12 protein-coding genes are annotated in these 17441 nt (G+C 65.8%); 3 read left to right on the top strand and 9 right to left on the bottom strand.

Features of this window, described 5'->3' with window-relative positions:
* Window position 1: 1 nt before the first annotated feature.
* Window positions 2-3379 carry a DUF2126 domain-containing protein gene (locus tag WBP07_RS02080; protein ID WP_395393954.1) on the bottom strand — a complete coding sequence of 1126 codons (3378 nt, stop codon included), beginning with the start codon at window positions 3377-3379 and terminating at the stop codon, window positions 2-4.
* Window positions 3380-3584: 205 nt separating this feature from the next.
* Here WBP07_RS02080 and WBP07_RS02075 point away from each other — a divergent pair, with 205 nt between their 5' ends.
* Window positions 3585-5753 (top strand): RNA degradosome polyphosphate kinase, encoded by a 2169-nt coding sequence (locus WBP07_RS02075; RefSeq protein WP_395393951.1) that lies wholly within the window; start codon window positions 3585-3587, stop codon window positions 5751-5753.
* A gap of 58 nt (window positions 5754-5811) precedes the next feature.
* Window positions 5812-7293, top strand: coding sequence for a Ppx/GppA family phosphatase (locus WBP07_RS02070; protein WP_395393948.1), 1482 nt, complete (start codon window positions 5812-5814; stop codon window positions 7291-7293).
* Window positions 7294-7416: 123 nt separating this feature from the next.
* Here WBP07_RS02070 and virB11 read toward each other — a convergent pair whose 3' ends face one another.
* The 8 genes from virB11 to WBP07_RS02030 all read right to left on the bottom strand — a co-directional run bounded on the left by virB11 (window position 7417) and on the right by WBP07_RS02030 (window position 15530).
* Entirely contained in the window at window positions 7417-8466 is a 1050-nt protein-coding gene (virB11, locus tag WBP07_RS02065) for a P-type DNA transfer ATPase VirB11 (protein WP_395393945.1), read from the bottom strand.
* Between the two features lie 4 nt (window positions 8467-8470).
* A complete protein-coding gene (locus tag WBP07_RS02060) occupies window positions 8471-9562 on the bottom strand; it encodes a TrbI/VirB10 family protein (protein WP_395393944.1) in 1092 nt (363 codons plus the stop codon).
* Between the two features lie 3 nt (window positions 9563-9565).
* Window positions 9566-10456 (bottom strand): TrbG/VirB9 family P-type conjugative transfer protein, encoded by an 891-nt coding sequence (locus WBP07_RS02055; RefSeq protein WP_395393943.1) that lies wholly within the window; start codon window positions 10454-10456, stop codon window positions 9566-9568.
* The gene (locus WBP07_RS02050) at window positions 10456-11796 is read right to left on the bottom strand and encodes a type IV secretion system protein (protein ID WP_395393941.1); all 1341 of its coding nucleotides are present in this window, start codon (window positions 11794-11796) and stop codon (window positions 10456-10458) included. The genes WBP07_RS02055 and WBP07_RS02050 overlap by 1 nt, the downstream gene beginning before the upstream one ends.
* 5 nt (window positions 11797-11801) lie before the next feature.
* A complete protein-coding gene (locus WBP07_RS02045) occupies window positions 11802-14219 on the bottom strand; it encodes a VirB4 family type IV secretion/conjugal transfer ATPase (protein WP_395395699.1) in 2418 nt (805 codons plus the stop codon).
* 26 nt (window positions 14220-14245) lie between these two features.
* Entirely contained in the window at window positions 14246-14527 is a 282-nt protein-coding gene (locus WBP07_RS02040) for a type IV secretion system protein VirB3 (protein WP_395393938.1), read from the bottom strand.
* Complete coding sequence (locus WBP07_RS02035; protein WP_395393936.1) at window positions 14527-14835, bottom strand: TrbC/VirB2 family protein; 309 nt, start codon at window positions 14833-14835, stop codon at window positions 14527-14529. Before WBP07_RS02035 ends, WBP07_RS02040 begins: the two co-directional genes overlap by 1 nt.
* Before the next feature lie 320 nt (window positions 14836-15155).
* Window positions 15156-15530, bottom strand: a complete 375-nt coding sequence (locus tag WBP07_RS02030) for a hypothetical protein (RefSeq protein ID WP_395393935.1) — start codon at window positions 15528-15530, stop codon at window positions 15156-15158.
* A 297-nt stretch (window positions 15531-15827) separates the two neighbouring features.
* Between WBP07_RS02030 and WBP07_RS02025 the strand changes: the two genes are divergently transcribed.
* Complete coding sequence (locus WBP07_RS02025; RefSeq protein ID WP_395393934.1) at window positions 15828-17423, top strand: hypothetical protein; 1596 nt, start codon at window positions 15828-15830, stop codon at window positions 17421-17423.
* Window positions 17424-17441 lie beyond the last annotated feature (18 nt).

The following is a 17441-nucleotide window of genomic DNA, read 5'->3' as shown; positions in this document are numbered from 1 at the left end:
ATCAGCTTGCGCGGGTCGGGCGGCGCAAGTCCAGCGAATAAGGGAATTCGCCCGGCACTTCCTCAGGCGGGGTCACCATTGGCCCCGGCGAATGACCATGCGGCTGGAACCTCGCCTTACGCCGTGCTTCCGCCTCGTACCCGTTGATCGGCACGTCGTCGTAATGGCGCCCGCCCGGATGGGCGACGTGATAGACGCAGCCGCCCAGCGAGCGGCCGTTCCACAAGTCCAGGATGTCGAACGTCAGCGGCGCATTGGCCTGCAGCATCGGATGGAGGCATTCGGCTGGCGCCCATGCCTTGTAACGCACGCCGCCGACGCCTTCGGACGGACCGGTCATCGTCAGCGGCACCCGCCGGCCGTTGCACGAGATCACGTGGCGGCCGGACACCAGCCCACTCGCCCGCACCTGAAGCCGCTCGGTCGAACTGTCGACATAGCGCACGGTGCCGCCGATCGCACCGGTTTCGCCCAGCACGTTCCACGGCTCCAGCGCATGGCTGATTTCCAGCGAGACGCCGCCGCCCTCGACCTCACCATGAACCGGGAAGCGGAACATGCGCTGCGCCTCGAACCACGCCGGATCGAAATCGTATCCCGGTCGGCGCAAGTCGGCGAGCACATCCAGGAAATCGGCCCAGACGAAGTGGCCGAGCATGAACCTGTCGTGCAGTTGCGTGCCCCAGCGCACCAGCGGGCCGGACTGCGGCTCCTTCCAGAACCACGCCATCAGCGCGCGCAGCAGCAATTGCTGGGCCAGGCTCATCTTTGCATCCGGCGGCATCTCAAAGCCGCGAAACTCGACCAGGCCAAGGCGGCCGGTCGGGCCGTCCGGGCTGAACAGCTTGTCGATACAGATTTCGGTGCGATGGGTATTGCCCGTCACATCCACCAGCAGGTTGCGGAACAGCCGGTCCACCACCCAGGGCGCAGGCTGGTCACTGTCCGGCCCCGACACTTGCGAGAGGGCGATCTCCAGCTCGTAGAGCGCGTCGTGCCGCGCCTCGTCGATGCGCGGGGCCTGGCTGGTCGGGCCGATGAACAGGCCGGAGAACAAGTAGCTGAGCGAGGGGTGCCGCTGCCAATAGGTGACGAAACTCTTCAGCAGATCGGCCCGGCGGATGAACGGGCTTTCCAGCAAGCTGGGCCCACCCAGCACGATATGATTGCCCCCGCCGGTGCCGATCGAGCGACCATCGACCATGAACTTATCGGCCGTAAGCCCGATCTCTCGCGCCGCGTCGTAGAGCGTTTCGGTGATCTCTACCGTCTCTCGCCAAGAGGCGGAGGGGTGGATGTTCACTTCGATCACGCCGGGATCGGGAGTGACCTTCAGCACTTGCAGGCGCGGATCGGGCGGCGGCGGATAGCCTTCGATCCGCACGGGCACGCGCTGTTTCTCCGCCACCGCCTCGATCGCGGCGACGAGTTCGAGATAGTCCTCCAGCCGCTCGGTCGGCGGGATGAACACAGCCAGATAATCGCCGCGCGGCTCGACGGTGACCGCCGTGCGCACCGCGCCTTCGATCAGGTGCTGCTCGACCCGCTCGCCCGCCGATCCGGATTGAGGTTGGGCGACCAATTCCACCCGCTGCGCTTCGCTGCCGGTCGCAAGGCGCGTCTCAGTTCCGGCTTCGGGTGCCTGCTCGCGATAGTCCGCCAGCGGTTCGAGCGGCTCGGCCGTGTCGCGCGGGTGGATATAGGGATAGGCCGAGGGCGGCACGTAAGGCAGCGAGCCCAGCGGCAGGCGGTAACCCAGCGCGGAGTCGCCGGAAACGGCGGTAAGAATGCCGCGCCGCACCTGCCAGACTTCACTCTTCCAGCGCGGCGCCTGTTGAACGGACGCATTCCAGCGCTGCACCGGCAGCACGAACCCGGTCGCCTTCTCCAGTCCGCGCCGATACGTGCGGCGGAAACGGCGGGCCAGTTCTTCATCGTCGAGATGCGATTCTTCAGGCGTGGTGTTGACCGGAAGCTCCGCCTCCCGAAACGCCCACCAGTCCTTGTCTTCGAACACCGGCTGCACGAATTCATCGCTCAGCCCCAGCCTGACCGCCGCATCGCGCAACAGGTGCTCGGCGGCGGCGGGGTCGATGCTGGGCACTGGATCGGCATCGCCGCCCTTTTCCAGCGGCTTCTCGCCCGCGATCAGACTGTCATCCCGCCAGATCGGCACGCCGTCCTTGCGCCAATAGATCGAATAGCCCCAGCGCGGCAGCGTTTCGCCCGGATACCACTTGCCCTGCCCGTGGTGCAGCAACGATCCCGGTGCGAACTTCGCCCGCAGCAGGCGGATCAGCTTGTCCGCATAGGCCGCCTTGGTGGGGCCGACCGCCGCGCCGTTCCATTCCGCCGCCTCGAAATCGCCATCGGCAATGAAGGTCGGCTCGCCCCCCATGGTGAGGTTGGCACCCGCCGCGTCGAGGTCGGCGTCGACCCGGTCCCCCAGGTCGAGCAACGCCTGCCAGCGATCCTCGGTAAACGGCTTGGTGATCCGCACCGCCTCGGCAATGCGGGAGACATCCATCTTGAAATCGAAATCGACTTCGGCCGGCTCCGCCATGCCCTCGATCGGGGTGGCGGAACGATAGTGCGGTGCAGCACAAAGCGGGATGTGCCCCTCCCCCGCGAACATGCCCGAGGTTGCATCCAGCGCTATCCAGCCGGCGCCGGGGACGTAAGCCTCTGCCCAGGCGTGAAGGTCGGTCACATCCTCCAGCACGCCCTTGGGGCCTTCCTTCGGCGTCACGTCGGCGACCAGCTGGATCGAATATCCGGAAACGAACCGCGCCGCGAAACCCAGCCGGCGCAGCAGTTGCACCAGCAACCAGGCGGAATCGCGGCACGATCCGATGCCTGCCGCCAGCGTCTCCTCCGGGGTCATCACCCCGGTCTCCATGCGGATCACATAGCCGATGCGCTGTTGCAGCTTGCTGTTGATATCGACCAGGAAATCGACCGTGCGCCCTTCGTATCCGGCATGTTCGGCCACCAGCGCGTCGAACAGCGCCCCCTGGTCCTCCAGCTCGAAATAGGCGGCCAGATCGGCCTTCATCACATCCGAATAAGCGAACGGATAAGTCTCCGCCTCAGGCTCCACGAAGAAGTCGAACGGATTGATGACGGCCAGTTCGGCCAGCAGATCCACTTCGATCGAGAAGTGATCGACCGGATCGGGAAACACCACGCGCGCCTGCCAGTTGCCGTGTGGATCCTGCTGCCAGTTCAGGAAATGCTCCGGCGGGCTGATCTTCAACGAATAGTTGGGCACTGCCGTGCGACTGTGCGGTGCGGGGCGCAGTCTTATGACCTGTGGACCGAGGCGCACCCGCCGAGAGTAGCGGTAACGCGTGAGATGGTGGAGGGCCGCCTTGATCATCAGCAGGGAGTGTGCGTCAAACTATGCTGCACTGCAATGATCTTCCATTGGTGCGGTGCGAGGAACCTGTTAGATTGCGCGAGAGACCTTCAAATGCGGCATTCGGCACGATTGCAGCATTAGGTTCATCGTGGCATGCAAGGTGGTCCAATGCGGGAGTTCATATGTGAACTTCCCGATACTCGCTCGGATGAAGACGTAGGACATGCTGGACATTAACGAAGCGCAAGCCGCCGGTGAGAGCAGCCCGGTGACGGAAGTCGCCACGCTGCCAGCCCGCTATTTCAACCGCGAGCAGAGCTGGCTGGCCTTCAACGAGCGCGTCCTCGCCGAAGCGACCAACCCCAACTACCCGCTGCTGGAACGGCTGCGGTTCCTCTCGATCTCCGGCAGCAACATCGACGAATTCCTGATGGTACGCGTCGCCGGCATCGCCGGGCAGGTGCGCCGCCAGATCGAGGAAATCTCCATCGACGGCCTCACACCGTCGCAGGCCATCGCCATCACCCATGAAAAGGTGCTGGAACTGGAAGCGATCCAGCAGGAAACCTGGGCCGACCTTAAAGTCCAACTGGCCGAAGAAGGCATCCGCATGGTGGGCGAAGAGCCCCTGGATGCGGAGCGACAGGACTGGCTGCGCAGCTATTTCCTCGAACACGTCATGCCGGTGATCACGCCGCAGGCGATCGACCCGGCGCACCCGTTCCCCTTCGTGGCCAACCAGGGCATCGGCATCCTGTTCTCCTTGACCCGCGTGGCGGATGACGCCCCGGTCATGGAAATGGTGCTGATCCCCGCGCCGCTGCCCCGCTTCATCCGCATTCCGGGCGAAGACGCGGCGTGGATCTCGATCGAAGACGTGATCTGCCGCAATGTGGACGAGCTGTTCCCCGGCTTCGTGCCCCACGGCCACGGCGTGTTCCGCATCCTGCGCGACAGCGATATCGAGATCGAGGAAGATGCAGAGGATCTGGTGCGCTACTACCGCACCGCGATCCAGCGCCGCCGCCGCGGCCTTGTCATCGTCCTCCAACTGCAGGGCAAGTTCGACCCCGCGGCAGAGGAACTGCTGCGTAACCAGCTGGGCCTGGACAAGGCGCTGATCATGAAGACGGAAGGGCTGATCGGCTTCTCCGGCCTCTCCGCGATCTGCGACGAGGATCGGCCCGAGCTGAAGTTCGAACCCTATTCCCCCCGCTATCCCGAGCGCATTCTGGAGCATGACGGCGATATCTTCGCGGCGATCCGCGAAAAGGACATCGTCATCCAGCACCCCTACGAAAGCTTCGAGGTGGTGATCGATTTCCTGCGCCAGGCGGCGCGCGATCCGGACGTGATCGCGATCAAGCAGACGCTCTATCGCGCCGGCAAGCAGTCCGCGATCATCTCCGCCCTGATCGGCGCGGCGGAACAGGGCAAGTCGGTGACGGCAGTGGTCGAATTGAAGGCCCGCTTCGACGAGGAGCAGAACCTGCTCTGGGCCAGTCAGCTGGAACGCGCGGGCGTGCAGGTGATCTACGGCTTCGTGGACTGGAAGACCCACGCCAAGACATCGATGGTGGTCCGGCGTGAGGGCGAAGGCTATCGCACCTACTGCCACTTCGGCACCGGCAACTACCACCCGGTCACCGCGCGCATCTATACCGACCTGTCGTACTTCACCGCCGATCCGGCGATGGGCCGCGACGTTGGCCGCCTGTTCAACTTCATCACCGGCTATGTGGAGCCCAAGGGCACCGAATGCCTGTCGATCTCCCCGATTTCGCTGCGATCCACGCTCTACACGAATATCGAGGGTGAGATCGCCAATGCCCGCGCCGGCAAGCCCGCGCAGATCTGGGCGAAGATGAACTCGCTGACCGATCCGGACCTGATCGACAAGCTCTACGCCGCCAGCGAGGCGGGCGTGGATATCGAACTGGTCGTGCGCGGCATCTGCTGCCTGCGCCCGGGCATCACCGGCCTTTCGGAAAACATCACCGTGAAATCGGTGATCGGCCGTTTCCTGGAACATTGCCGCATCTGGGCCTTCGCCAACGGCGCCGAACTGCCCAACCGCAAGGCCAAGGTCTACATCACCTCGGCCGACGCGATGAGCCGCAATCTGGACCGCCGTGTGGAGGTTCTGATCCCGATCACCAACAAGACCGTGCACGATCAGGTGCTGGATCAGGTGATGCTGGCCAACCTGCTGGACACCGAACAGTCGTGGGTACTGCATCCGGACGGCAGCTACGACCGGGTGGGAGAAGTGGACAACCCCTTCAATATTCACCGCTATTTCATGACCAACCCGTCGCTTTCCGGGCGCGGTGCATCGCTTGCCAGTGGACGGAAGGTGCCAAAGCTCTCGCTAAGACGCGGCAACATCTGACATAAGGGGCCACCCGCCCGAGTCTCGGGCAAAGAGGCATAACGACCAAAGACCCCCTATGATCGGCATAAGCCTCAAGAGTGAAAAGCGCGCGATAATCGACATCGGTTCGAACACCGTGCGTCTGGTGATCTACAACGGGCCGCCCCGTGCGCCCGTTGTTGTGCTCAACGAAAAAGTCAGCGCGCGCCTTGGCCGCGACCTCGGCAAGACTGGGGCCATCGCGGAAAAGGCGATGCGCAGCGCCCTCGTCACGCTGGCCCGCTTCGCCGGGCTGCTACGGCTGTTCGAGGTGAAGAACGTCGAATGCGTGGCCACCGCCGCCGCACGCGACGCCAGCAACGGGCCGGAATTCCTGGACGCCGTCCGCGCGCTGGGCCTTTCGCCCCGCCTGTTGACCGGCGAGGAAGAAGCCCGCGCCAGCGCCACCGGCGTGATCGCCGCTTTCCCCGGCGCCAAGGGCGTCGCGGCCGACCTCGGCGGCGGCAGCCTCGAACTCGTAGAGATTGCCGATGGTGAAAGCTGGCATGGCATAACCCTGCCCTTCGGCACGCTGCGCCTGCCCGACTTGCGGGCCGAGGGCGTTACCGCCTTCTCCGAAACCGTGCGCGACGGTCTGAGCCGGGCCGGTTGGGAACAGGGTCGCGGCCTTCCGCTCTACATCGTCGGCGGATCGTGGCGCGCATTGGCGCTTCAAGCCATGCGCGTGCTGGACTGGCCAGTGGACGATCCGCATGGCTTCGAACTGCCCGCCTCCGAAGCGCTGCACCTTGCGCGCGACTTCGCCAAGGGCAAGCTGGGCGATGTGGACCCGCGCATTTCGGGCTCCCGCCTTGCCTCGCTGCCCGATGCGGCGGCACTGATGGTGGAGGTGATCACCCGCATCAAGCCGTCCAAGCTGGTATTCTCGTCGTGGGGCCTGCGCGAAGGATTGCTCCACGCCCAGCTCGATGCCGATGTGCAGGCAGAGGATCCGATGCTCGCCAGCGTCGCCGGCTTCTCCGCCAGTGCCCGCGTCACGGCCGACGATGCCGTCGCCGTTGCCCGCTGGACCGCCGGCGTCTGTCGCGAAGAGCCGCAGGACCGCCAGTTGCGCGAAGCCTGCGGACTGCTCGCCCTCGCCGCCATGCGCACCGAGCCGAACCTGCGGACCGAAGAAGCGATGACCTGGGCGCTGCGCAAGCGCTGGATCGGGCTGGACATGCACGGCCGCGCGATGATGGCGATGACCGTCTTCGCCAATTCCGGCCAGACCGAAGTGCCCGATGCTTTCGCCCGCCTCGCCTCCAAGGAAGATCTGGACCGCGCGATCGGCTGGGGCCTTGCCGTGCGCCTGTGCCGCCGCCTGACCGGCTGTTCCGAAAGCGGCCTGTCGCAGACCTCTCTGCGTATCGAACACGGCTCGCTTGTGCTTACTTTGTCCGAAGCCATGCGCCCGCTCTACAGTCCCGGGGTCGCCAAGGACCATAAGGCGCTGGCGGACTGGCTGGGGCTGGAATGTCAGGTGCGCGATCCCACCGGGCTGGCGATCGTCGATTAAGTTGGCCGATCCTCCCCCTTAGGGGGAGGTGGCAGCGCGAAACGCTGACGGAGGGGTATCACCGCTGAGGTGGACACCCCTCCACCGCCTTTCAGGCGGCCCCCCTCCCCCTAAGGGGGGATTTTACCCTACCAGCGTCGCGCTTTCGGCGATCTGGCTGATCCCGCGCTTGCCGTCGCGGCGGTCTAACTGAACCACGATGTCGATCACCGAGGACGCATATTCCAGCGTTTCCGCGCGCGTCAGCCCGATTCCGGTCTGCATCGACATCAGCGCGATCTGCTCCAACGCGCCGCGTGGCGTGTTGGCATGCACGGTCGAGAACGATCCCGGATGGCCGGTGTTGATCGCGCGCAGGAACGAAACCGTCTCGCTGCCACGCAATTCGCCCAGCACGATGCGATCGGGCCGCAGGCGCAGCGCCGCTTGAAGAAGGTCGTTGGCGGAAACCTTCGCCTCGCCCAGTTCACCCTTCACCGCGATCAGGCCCACGCCATTGGCGCCGGGCAAGTGCAGTTCGGCAGTGTCTTCCACCAGCACCACCCGCTCATGCTCCGGGATTTCGCCCAGCATGGCATTGAGGAAGGTGGTCTTGCCCGTGGAGGTGCCGCCCGAAATCAGGATGGTGCGGCGGCGGCGAATGGCATCGCGCAGGAAGGCGATCGGCTCCGCCATGGGATCAGGCGTCGGCTCTTCCACCGGCTGTGTGATGGGCCCGCGGTCGTAGGCATCCAGCGGCAGTTCCAGCAGGCGGTGACGGCGGATCGCCATCGCCCAATCCGAACGCGTGGCCGGCGGCCCGACAAGCTGGATACGTGCACCGCCGCCGTTCTGGCCGCCATAGCCGGACAGCGTGGCCGAAAGCAGCGGATGTTCGCGGTTGATGCCCTGATGGCTGATGCGCGCCACCTGCTCTGCCAGGCGCTGCAACAGGCGATTGTCCAGCGCCGGCAGCAGCACGCGCTGCATGCCCGAAAGCGCGGCATCCTCGATCCACACCTCGCCCGGCCGGTTGACCAGGATTTCCGTCACCGTCTCCTTGTCGAGCCAAGGGCGCAGCGGCGCGAGATAGGCGTCGAGATAGACGCTGCGCGAAGAAGCGCCCGCCGGCTGCTCGTCCGCTGTCACGGCGAGGCTTGCAGGAGCGCCCTGCAAGGAAAGAACGTCTGCCATCGTCTCACTGTGCCTGGCTGAAATCGAGATCCTTGGCGGTGAAGACGCGGATCGGCTCGCCCTGACGCACGCGGATCGTCGGGCCCACGGTGCCGCTCTGCTGGATCGCCGCCGCCGCTGCCGACTGGCCGCCGCCGACAACCACGCTGGCACCGCTGGACGCGATGGTCGAAAGACCGCCGACGACGGAGAGCAGCATGGCCGAACCGAAGCGTTCGAAGAAGTGGCTGTTCACCTTGCCCGCAAGGCCCGTTTCGCCGCCGAACGAGATGGCCGGCGACCCGAGGTTCACCGAGACGCCGTCCGGACGGATCAGGCGGCTCCAGATCACATAGGCGCGCTTCTGCCCCGCAGTAAGACCGCTCTTGTACTGGCCGATCAGGCGCGAGGAGCGCGGGATCAGCACGCGCTTGCCATCGAAGCTGCGCACGTCGGCGGAAACGATGGCGCGCACATAGCCCGGCACGTCGGTATCGATCGCGGTTTCCAGCACCGCCGGGATCAGGGTGCCCTGCGTGACCGTGGTAGCCGGATCGAAATTGCGCGTGGCAGTGGCGGTGGCGCCGGTTCCGCCGATGCGCGCGGCGAAATCGTCGTTGCCATTGCCGCTTGCCTTGCCCTCACCCGCCGGGCCGACCAGCGGTGCCGCGCCGGGGGCGCCGCCCACATCGAAGACCACGGTGGGGCTGGCATAGGGATTGGCGGCCGGCGCTGCGGCAGCACCGGGCGCGGCGGCCAAAACCGGCGCCGGGGCCGGCGCGGCCAGCGGCGTCGGGCTTGCTTCAGGCTGCGGGGCCGCCTGCGGCACAGTGATCGCGGCCGCCGGAACTGCCGGAGCGGCTGGCTGCGGCGCGGGCGGGATGGCGGCAGGCTTTTCGTTGCGCGACGAATCCAGCGTCCAGAGCGTCAGCCCACCCAGCGCCATCACGAAGACGATGCCGGCGGCAAGGCCAAGCCCATCGGCTTTCTTGCGCTGGGTAACCTGCGGCAGGACATTGCGGGTGGTAAGGTCGATGACCTCCGCACCCTGCCCGTCGCGCGGGTCCGTGGCGGCTTCGGGTGCGATCCGTTCACGCAGCGATGAATTCGGCGCCATGTGTCAGTTCCCCTGTGAAGAAGCAGCGGCAGGAGCGGTGCCGACCGTATTGGCCGCAACGGCGGCGGGCTGCGTTTTTGCACTGGCAGGCTGCGCAGCGGGCTGAGTGGCCGCGGCAGGCGCGGAACTTGCCGCCGCGCTGGCCGGGCGGTTGTTCTCCAGCGTCGCGCTGGCCTTGCCCGAACGCAGGATGATCACCTTGGGCACTTCGGCCACCACGATGGTCTGGCCGCGCACGGCATAGTTCACCGGGCCTTCGTCACCCTTCTCGTTCTGCACGAGGATGGCGGGAACGGCCGTGTTTTCGGGCCAGAGCAGGTAGGTGGACAGGCCATCGTCATAGACCCGCGCCGGCAGCAGCTTGGGGGCACCGGCCGTCTTCCACGAGAAGTTCAGCGCCGCCGCATCAGCCGGCATTGCCAAAGGATCGCCTTCGGCAATCGCCCGCTCCGACGCGTCGAGCGAGGCCAGCGCCGCGCCCGTCGGCACGGCGCCGGGGGCCTCTGCCGGCTCGTCCTTGTAGGTAAAGCGCAGCATGTAGAGCGGGCGCGCCTTGGGCGAGGCGACAAGGTCGAAGAAGTACGTGTGGCGGTTGGTAACCACCGTCATGTTGGTGCGCGCGGAAGGTTCCAGCGGCTTCACGAACAGCAGGTCCGCCCGCTTGTTCGGGGTGATCTGCCAGCTCTGGGAATCGCCCACGGCCACGTTCTCGATCGACTCGCCCTTGCCGAAGGCAATCGTCGCCTGCACGCCGGCATGGCCCTCGATCCGCACCACTTCGTTGTCGGCGAAGGCATGGTTGACCAGCCGCTCATCCGCTTGCGCGGGAGCGGCAAGCGCGACCAGTACCGGGGCAACGGTCGCTGCCAGGGCATGAACCTTGCGGCGGATCATCACGAATTCTCCTTCGCCGGCCGCGAGCCGGTATTTACGCCGTTATTTGCGCCGATATTTCCATGGGCAGAGCGCCCCGTATCGTTGGATGCGCTGCGGAACCGGCTGCCGATGCCGCGCGCGCGCGATGCCGTGCCTTGCGCCAGCGGCTCCAGACCGCCGCCCGAAACCTGCGTCACCACCGTGCGCCGATCGCTGGAATGCGTGGCCGAACCGCCCTCACCCGATGGCGCGGCCGCCATGGCCGCCGCGCTCGCCGCCGAGACCGCCGGCGCACGTCCCGCCGTGTGCGCGGGAACGAAAGGCTGCACTTGTACCGAAGGCGGCGGCGCCGATGCGGCCTGCGACGGACCATCGCCCCGGCCGCGCGAACGCTCGGTATCGGCCAGGCCGAAAACCCGCCAGCCGGATACCAACGTGCCAGCCACCTTGAGCACCATGCCCATCAGCGCCAGATGCACGGCTGCAACCACGAACAGCGCCATGGCCGCGCGCCCGTCGATCTCACCCAGCTGCGCACCCTGCACCAGCGAGGAGACGATCGGTACCAGCAGTTCCAGCGTGATCCCGCCGCCCAGCACCACGAACAGCGGCGTCAGCGCAGTCAGCACCACACCGCGCAGCCAGCCAGCGGTCAGGCCGCGCGTACCGCCGAACAGGCCCAGCACCACGAAGATCGGCCCCAGCGCAACCAGAACGCCCAGCGCGATGCGCGCGGTGAGCAGCACGCCCACGGTGCCGAGCAGCAGCATCAACGCGCCCATCCACATCACGCTGTCGGGCGAGAACAGGCCCTTGCCGCCCGCGGCAGCGGCGGCCTTGATGCCGGTTCCTGCCGCAGCTCCAGCGGCACCCGCCTGCGCGGCGCCGTCGGCTGCGCCCTGTGCGGCATCACCGGCTTGCCCGCTGGCAGCCTGCGACGCTTCGGCAATGGCGTTGAAGACGATGTCGATGCGGTCGCCGAAGATCTGCGTGGCCGATCCCTTCGCGCCCATCAGCACGCCCGCGATCCAGTCCGGCCCGCCGATGGCAAGGTTCCAGACCACACTCTGATAGGCGATCCAGCTGGTTGCGAAGGTCAGCACGAAGCCGATCGTCAGCATGCGCGGCGTCAGGGCCGAAACGCTGAGGCTGGACCGTCCCGACAGCAGGGAGAAGCCGAGAAAAGCGATGTAGAGCGTCAGGACGAGGATCAGCACCGGGGCCATCGCCCCGCCAGCGCCGAACAGGCGGCCGAACGCTGCCGCCGCCATCTCGTTGGACACGCAGTCGACCGCGCGCAACGCCGGGGCTACGCCCTGAGAAGCCAGTTCAGTGAGTTGTTCGCAGGCGGCGCTCATCCGCCCTACTCCGCCGCCTGGCCCCAGGCGGCATCGTCATCCACTTCACCGGGCCACTGGAAGCCCGTGAGCAGCGGATACCATGCCGAAGGCTCGTCGCCATAGCGTTCGCGCAGCTGGTCCAGCTTGCGCACCGTGCTTTCGCGGCCCGAAAGCACGGTCAGCACTTCCGGCATGCCCGAAAGGTCGAGACGAACGACGACCGAAGCGTCCGACTGGCGGATCAGGAAGCAGCGCGAATGCGCGGGCAGCGTTTTGATGACGTCCAGCTCGTGCTGCGAAAGGCCGAAGCCCTCGCAGTAATCCTCGTACCGCGCACGGGCATTGGGCATGAACACCATGGTCGCGGTCTGCTCGACCAGTGCCGTGGCGATCTTGCTGTCCAAGGCGTCACGCGCCGACTGCGTGGCGAAACCGACCAGCGCGTTGCGCTTGCGCAGCGTCTTCAGCCAGTCGCGGATACGCGCGGCGAAGACTTCGTCGTCCAGCGCCTTCCAGCCCTCGTCGATCAGGATCATCGTCGGCTCGCCATCCAGGCGCTCGTCGATGCGATGGAACAGGTACATCATGACCGGCGTGCGCAGGCGCGGGCTTTCCAGCAGCGCGGTCATGTCGAATCCCAGCACGCGGGCCGAAAGGTCGAGACGGTCGTGCTGGTTGTCGAACAGCCAGCCATGCTCGCCGCCCTGTATCCAGGCATCGAGGCGGCTTGCAAGGTCGCCCGGTTCGGGACGACGTGCGCCCGCCAGCAGCTCGCGGAAGTGCGAGAGGCGGCGCAGCGAGGGATCGTTGTGATAGGCCGCGTCGACCGCAGCGGCCAGCGTCGCCAATTCCTCGGGCCCCTTCGCCTCCAGGAGCACGCCCAGCCAGTCGCGCAGGAATGCCCGGTTGGCGGCGGTGTCCGGCAGCGAGAGCGGGTTGAAGCCGGTCGGGTGCCCGGCGGCAACGCGGCTGTACATGCCGCCGATGCCGCGCAGGAACACTTCGGCGCCGCGATCCTTGTCGAACAGCACGGTGCGCGGGCTGAACTTCTGCGCCTGCGCGGCCAAGAAGTTCATGACCACCGTCTTGCCGGAACCCGACGGACCGATGACGGTGAAATTACCAAGATCGCCCTGGTGGAAATTGAAGAAGAACGGTGTCGAGCTGGTGGTGGCCAGCAGCGTCACCGCATCACCCCAGTGATTGCCGCTCGCCTGGCCCATCGCGAAACCGTGGAGCGAACCAAAGCAGGCCATATTGGCACTGGAAATCAGCGCCCGGCGGACGATGTAGGCCTCGTTGCCAGGAAACTGGCCCCAGAAGCCCGGCTCCATGTTCACATCTTCGCGCACCGCGACGGCGCCGGCATCGGCCAGCGCGGCGGCGCAGGAGGCGGTGACTTCGTCGAGCGATTCCAGCGAAGGCGCACGCACCAGCACCGAAAGGTGATGATCGCCGAAGCCGACCGCGCCAGTGCCCAGCGCGTCGCGCGCGGCGCTCATTTCGCGGCGTTCGGCCATCGCTTCCTCGTCCGCCGAACGCAGGCGGCGGATGGCAAGGTCGATACGCTCGCGCGCAATCTGGCGATCACACGGCGCGTAAGTTTCGGTCAGGACCAGTTCGGTGGGCAGGCGCAGCAGCGCGTCGGTCAGCCCCGGCGAGGTCGAGTCCGGATAGTCCTTCAGGCTGACGAGCGAGGCGAAGCTGGATCCTTCGGCGCCGCGCAGTTCCAGCGCGTCCATGCCGAAGCTGATGCGGCGATAGGGCAGCATGTGGCCAAGATCGGTGGTCTCTTCCGGGCGGCGCACGGGGCGCATCTCACCGTTGTAGAGCGCCGAGATCAGTTCCAGCACTTCGGAACAGTTGCCAGCCCCGCCCTCGTAATCGCCAAGGATGCGCGCGCCGTAGGAGCCGAGCGAGGCCACCATCGCCGTCGCTGCCGAACGCAGCGCGCGCACGTCGGCAACGTCCGCTTCGGCCGGGGTTTTTCCGTTATTTTTCATGAAGCGCGAGAGGCGGTCGGCCCAGCCGGCCTTGCCGCGCGCAGGCCGGCGGACCAGGGTAATGAACTGGTCGTTGACGAACAGCGCACCTGATCCGGTCCGCCCTTTCCAGCGGGCATCGATATGCGCGGCCAGCGGATCGTCGAACTGGCCGTCCATCGCGATCTCGACACGGCGGCGGATCACGTGATGATAGAGCACGAAACGCGCATCGAGAGAGGAGCGCAGCAGCACTTCGCGCGTGGCGACGTGGGCGTTCAATTCCTCGCTATCGGCGGTTTCGAAGGCAAGGCCCGGCACTACCAGCGAGAGCATGACCGAACCGTCGCGCAGCAGCACCACGTTCTCGTCGACGAAGGACTGGTAGGGCAGCCGGTCGCCAACCAGCTTTTCCTTCGCTCCCCAGCCCGTCAGCACCGATTTCCTGTTGCCTGACATCGTACCGAAATCCCCCGGCCGCCCGATCAGGGCGAATAGCTGTTGCAGCCCCAGCGCTGCCAGTTCGGCACGCGCGGGCATTTGCTGACTTTGGCAAGCCAGAGATCGAAAATCCGCGGCTCGCGAAGGCAGGCGACATAGCCAATGCCATGGATCGCCAGCGCCGCCGGAAGAGCCCAGAAGTTCTTGGTGATCAGGAAGATTTCCGTCGTCACCAGGCCGTTGATGATAAAGAAGGTGAACGTCACCCCCGCGAACATCTGCGGGCGGGTGAGCGCCCTGTGCACGGGGAAGCGCGCCAAGCTCATCAGCCGGCGGCCGACTGGATGCCGGACACGATCGCGCCGGCGCCGAACAGCACGAAGCAGCCGATGATGACGGTTGCACCGAAACGCCAGTTCATGCGGCCGGTCAGCATCATGAAACCGACTGCGGCAACGGCCATCACGGCAACGGCCGTGGCGACATTGCCCAGTAGCGTGCCTTGAAGCCATCCAAGAGCTGCCACAATCGGGCCGGAACCGGCCGGATCGGCGCGCGTTACCTGCTGCGCCTGCGCCGCGGAGGCCGCAAAAGCGCCGAAAACCCCGGCAAAAACCGAAAGAAGACCGCGCATCTTACGGGTCTGAATCTGAACGAGTCGAATCACCATTGCCCTCCGTATGACGGCCCAGTGCGCCACGCAGATGACAGAAGTGTGACGAGGAGACGACCCTGAACGGGCCAAACCTGTCTCCACACCCCCCGCCCGAGGCACCTGTCAACCGCCTGCACGGAGCCGCTGCCTTCGCGGAAAGCCGGGCGATACGAAGGTCCGCTCCCCAGCCGGCCCGCAAAGGCGGGCGCACTATACGTCAGATCACCCCTTTGTGACTACACCCGATCGCGCACCCGCCGGCAGCGCGCGATCAGGCAATGGAGCAAGCTGTCCGCGCGTCAGCGCGAGGCTTGCGCAGTGCTGCGCAGCATCTTCTGCATGGCCATGCGCGCAGCATCGCGCGAATCGACCCAGCTGCCGTCGGCGAGCTGCAGATCATAGCGATCCTGACTGTCGATAGCGGCGCGATAGGCCAGCAAAGCCTTGTCGGAGCGGCCCGTGGCGGCATAGGCCGCGGCAAGATTGATCAGGGTCGCCGGGTCGCTCGAACGGGCGGCGCCATTGGCCTCCAGCTTGCGGAGCGCCTCTTCCGCACGGCCGGCGGAAAGGTCCTGATAGGCCACATCCACGGTATCGTGCGTCGGCACGTCCGTCGCCAATGCGGCGGGGCTTTGGGCCAGCAGGACGGAGGCGAGGGCGACAGTGAGCGACATGGTTTTTCTCCCGGACAGACAGTGTTGATTGCTTGCAACATCTGCCGGAATTTCGTTGGCAGCAAGAAAATGACGCAAGTGTCATAAAACTGCAATCTGAACGTGAATCAGCGGGAGTTTCGCGAGTTCGAGCACCGAATTGGACCCAAGTGCCGGGCGATTGTCATATTACAGTTATAAATTCGTACATTTCTGTCACGGTTTCGCCAACAAACTGTCACCCCCTCACCCTAGACGCCCCTGACAGCGAAGGCGGACTCGCCGTCTCGTACCGACCTGTGCAACGGGGGAAATCACGTGAAAACTATCCATGGCATGATGCTGCTCGGGTGCAGCGCTCTTGCTCTTGCCGGTTGCGGCGCCGACGACATCTCCTCGCCCGGCGCGGGCAGCATCGTGATCAACAATCCGACGCCGACCCCCACGCCGACCCCGACCCCGACGTCGGGCACCGTGGTCGCAGCAGCCAGCTGCCCCAGCTTCAGCGCCACCGGCGGTCTGACCGACAGCGGCGTTCTCCCCGGCCCCGAAGGCACCTGGCGCGTTTGCACGCTGCCGGCGCTGATCGATGCCAACTCCACCCTGCCGAAGGTTGCCGGCGTGATCTATCGCATCAGCGGCCGCGTAGACGTGGGTTGTGACGGCGGCTTCGCTGCCCCGACTTCGACCGCGACTTTCGCCACCACCACTGCCAGCTGCAATGGCAAGGTCCTGAACCAGGACACCAACGTCACGCTGTCGATCGATCCGGGCGTGATCGTCTTTGGTGAAAACGGCGCCGAGCCGGCCTGGCTTGCCGTGAACCGCGGCAACAAGATCAACGCCAGCGGCACCGCCGCACTGCCGATCATCTTCACCAGCCGCTCGAACGTCGTCGGCAGCAACGACGACAACTCGCAGGGCCAGTGGGGCGGCGTCGTGCTGCTCGGCCGCGGCAAGGTCACGGACTGCAACTACGGTTCGACCACCGCCAACACCTGCGAGCGCGATACCGAGGGTTCGGTCAACAAGGCCGTCTTCGGCGGCAACGACAACACCTATAACGCTGGCACGATGAAGTACGTGCAGATCCGTTATTCGGGCTATGTGCTGAGCAACGGCAAGGAACTCCAGTCGCTGACCGCCGAAGGCGTCGGCACCGGCACCACGCTGGAATACTTCCAGTCGGTCAACAGCTCGGACGACGGTGCGGAATTCTTCGGCGGCGCCGTGAACTTCAAGCACTACATCGCGGTCAACGCCGATGACGACAGCCTCGACATCGACACCGGCCTGCAGGGCGCATTCCAGTACGTGCTCCTGCTGCAGCGCAGCGGCGGCGGCGACGCCATGGTCGAAGCCGACTCCGACGGCGCCGAAGACCAGCTGCCCCGCCAGAAGTCCATCGTGGCCAACTTCACGATGGTCCAGCCGCAGTCCAGCTCGAACAACGATGCCAACGACAAGGCCTCCCTGCTGATCCGTGGCAACTCGGACATCACGCTGGTCAACGGCATCATCAACACGCCTGCCAACGAGTGTCTCCGCCTCAACGGTTCGGGCACCACGCCCGCCACGCTGAAGGCCTACTCGGTGGTCATGAGCTGCAACACGACCAAGTACCTCGACACCGGCACTTACGCTGCCGGCAGCACCGCGGCGCAGTTCGCCACCGGCACCAACAACAACGACGCGTTCACCTCGACCCTGACGAGCACCTTCATCAACGGTACGAACGAAACCGGCGTTGCTGCCTACGCCAGCCTCTCCTCGCTTTCGAGCTACCTCGACAACGTCGCCTACATCGGTGCCGTCGCGAACGCTTCGGACACCTGGTACAAGGGCTGGACCTGCAACAACGGGACCGCAGCCTTCGGTTCCAGCACCAGCTGCACCGCGCTGCCGACTTACTGAACGGGCCGCCCATGACTT

Origin of the sequence: Novosphingobium oxfordense (genome assembly GCF_044029435.1) — a bacterium.
In the GTDB taxonomy this organism is placed as follows: Bacteria; Pseudomonadota; Alphaproteobacteria; order Sphingomonadales; family Sphingomonadaceae; genus Novosphingobium.
Note: the sequence above shows the minus strand (reverse complement) of the source record. Positions and strands in the feature narration are given on the sequence as shown.

Excerpts from the sequence above, each read along its gene's own strand:
- WBP07_RS02080 (WP_395393954.1), bottom strand. The coding sequence starts at position 3,379 with ATGATCAAGGCGGCCCTCCACCATCTCACGCGTTACCGCTACTCTCGG.
- WBP07_RS02075 (WP_395393951.1), top strand. The coding sequence starts at position 3,585 with ATGCTGGACATTAACGAAGCGCAAGCCGCCGGTGAGAGCAGCCCGGTG.
- WBP07_RS02070 (WP_395393948.1), top strand. The coding sequence starts at position 5,812 with ATGATCGGCATAAGCCTCAAGAGTGAAAAGCGCGCGATAATCGACATC.
- virB11 (WP_395393945.1), bottom strand. The coding sequence starts at position 8,466 with ATGGCAGACGTTCTTTCCTTGCAGGGCGCTCCTGCAAGCCTCGCCGTG.
- WBP07_RS02060 (WP_395393944.1), bottom strand. The coding sequence starts at position 9,562 with ATGGCGCCGAATTCATCGCTGCGTGAACGGATCGCACCCGAAGCCGCC.
- WBP07_RS02055 (WP_395393943.1), bottom strand. The coding sequence starts at position 10,456 with ATGATCCGCCGCAAGGTTCATGCCCTGGCAGCGACCGTTGCCCCGGTA.
- WBP07_RS02050 (WP_395393941.1), bottom strand. The coding sequence starts at position 11,796 with ATGAGCGCCGCCTGCGAACAACTCACTGAACTGGCTTCTCAGGGCGTA.
- WBP07_RS02045 (WP_395395699.1), bottom strand. The coding sequence starts at position 14,219 with ATGTCAGGCAACAGGAAATCGGTGCTGACGGGCTGGGGAGCGAAGGAA.
- WBP07_RS02040 (WP_395393938.1), bottom strand. The coding sequence starts at position 14,527 with ATGAGCTTGGCGCGCTTCCCCGTGCACAGGGCGCTCACCCGCCCGCAG.
- WBP07_RS02035 (WP_395393936.1), bottom strand. The coding sequence starts at position 14,835 with ATGCGCGGTCTTCTTTCGGTTTTTGCCGGGGTTTTCGGCGCTTTTGCG.
- WBP07_RS02030 (WP_395393935.1), bottom strand. The coding sequence starts at position 15,530 with ATGTCGCTCACTGTCGCCCTCGCCTCCGTCCTGCTGGCCCAAAGCCCC.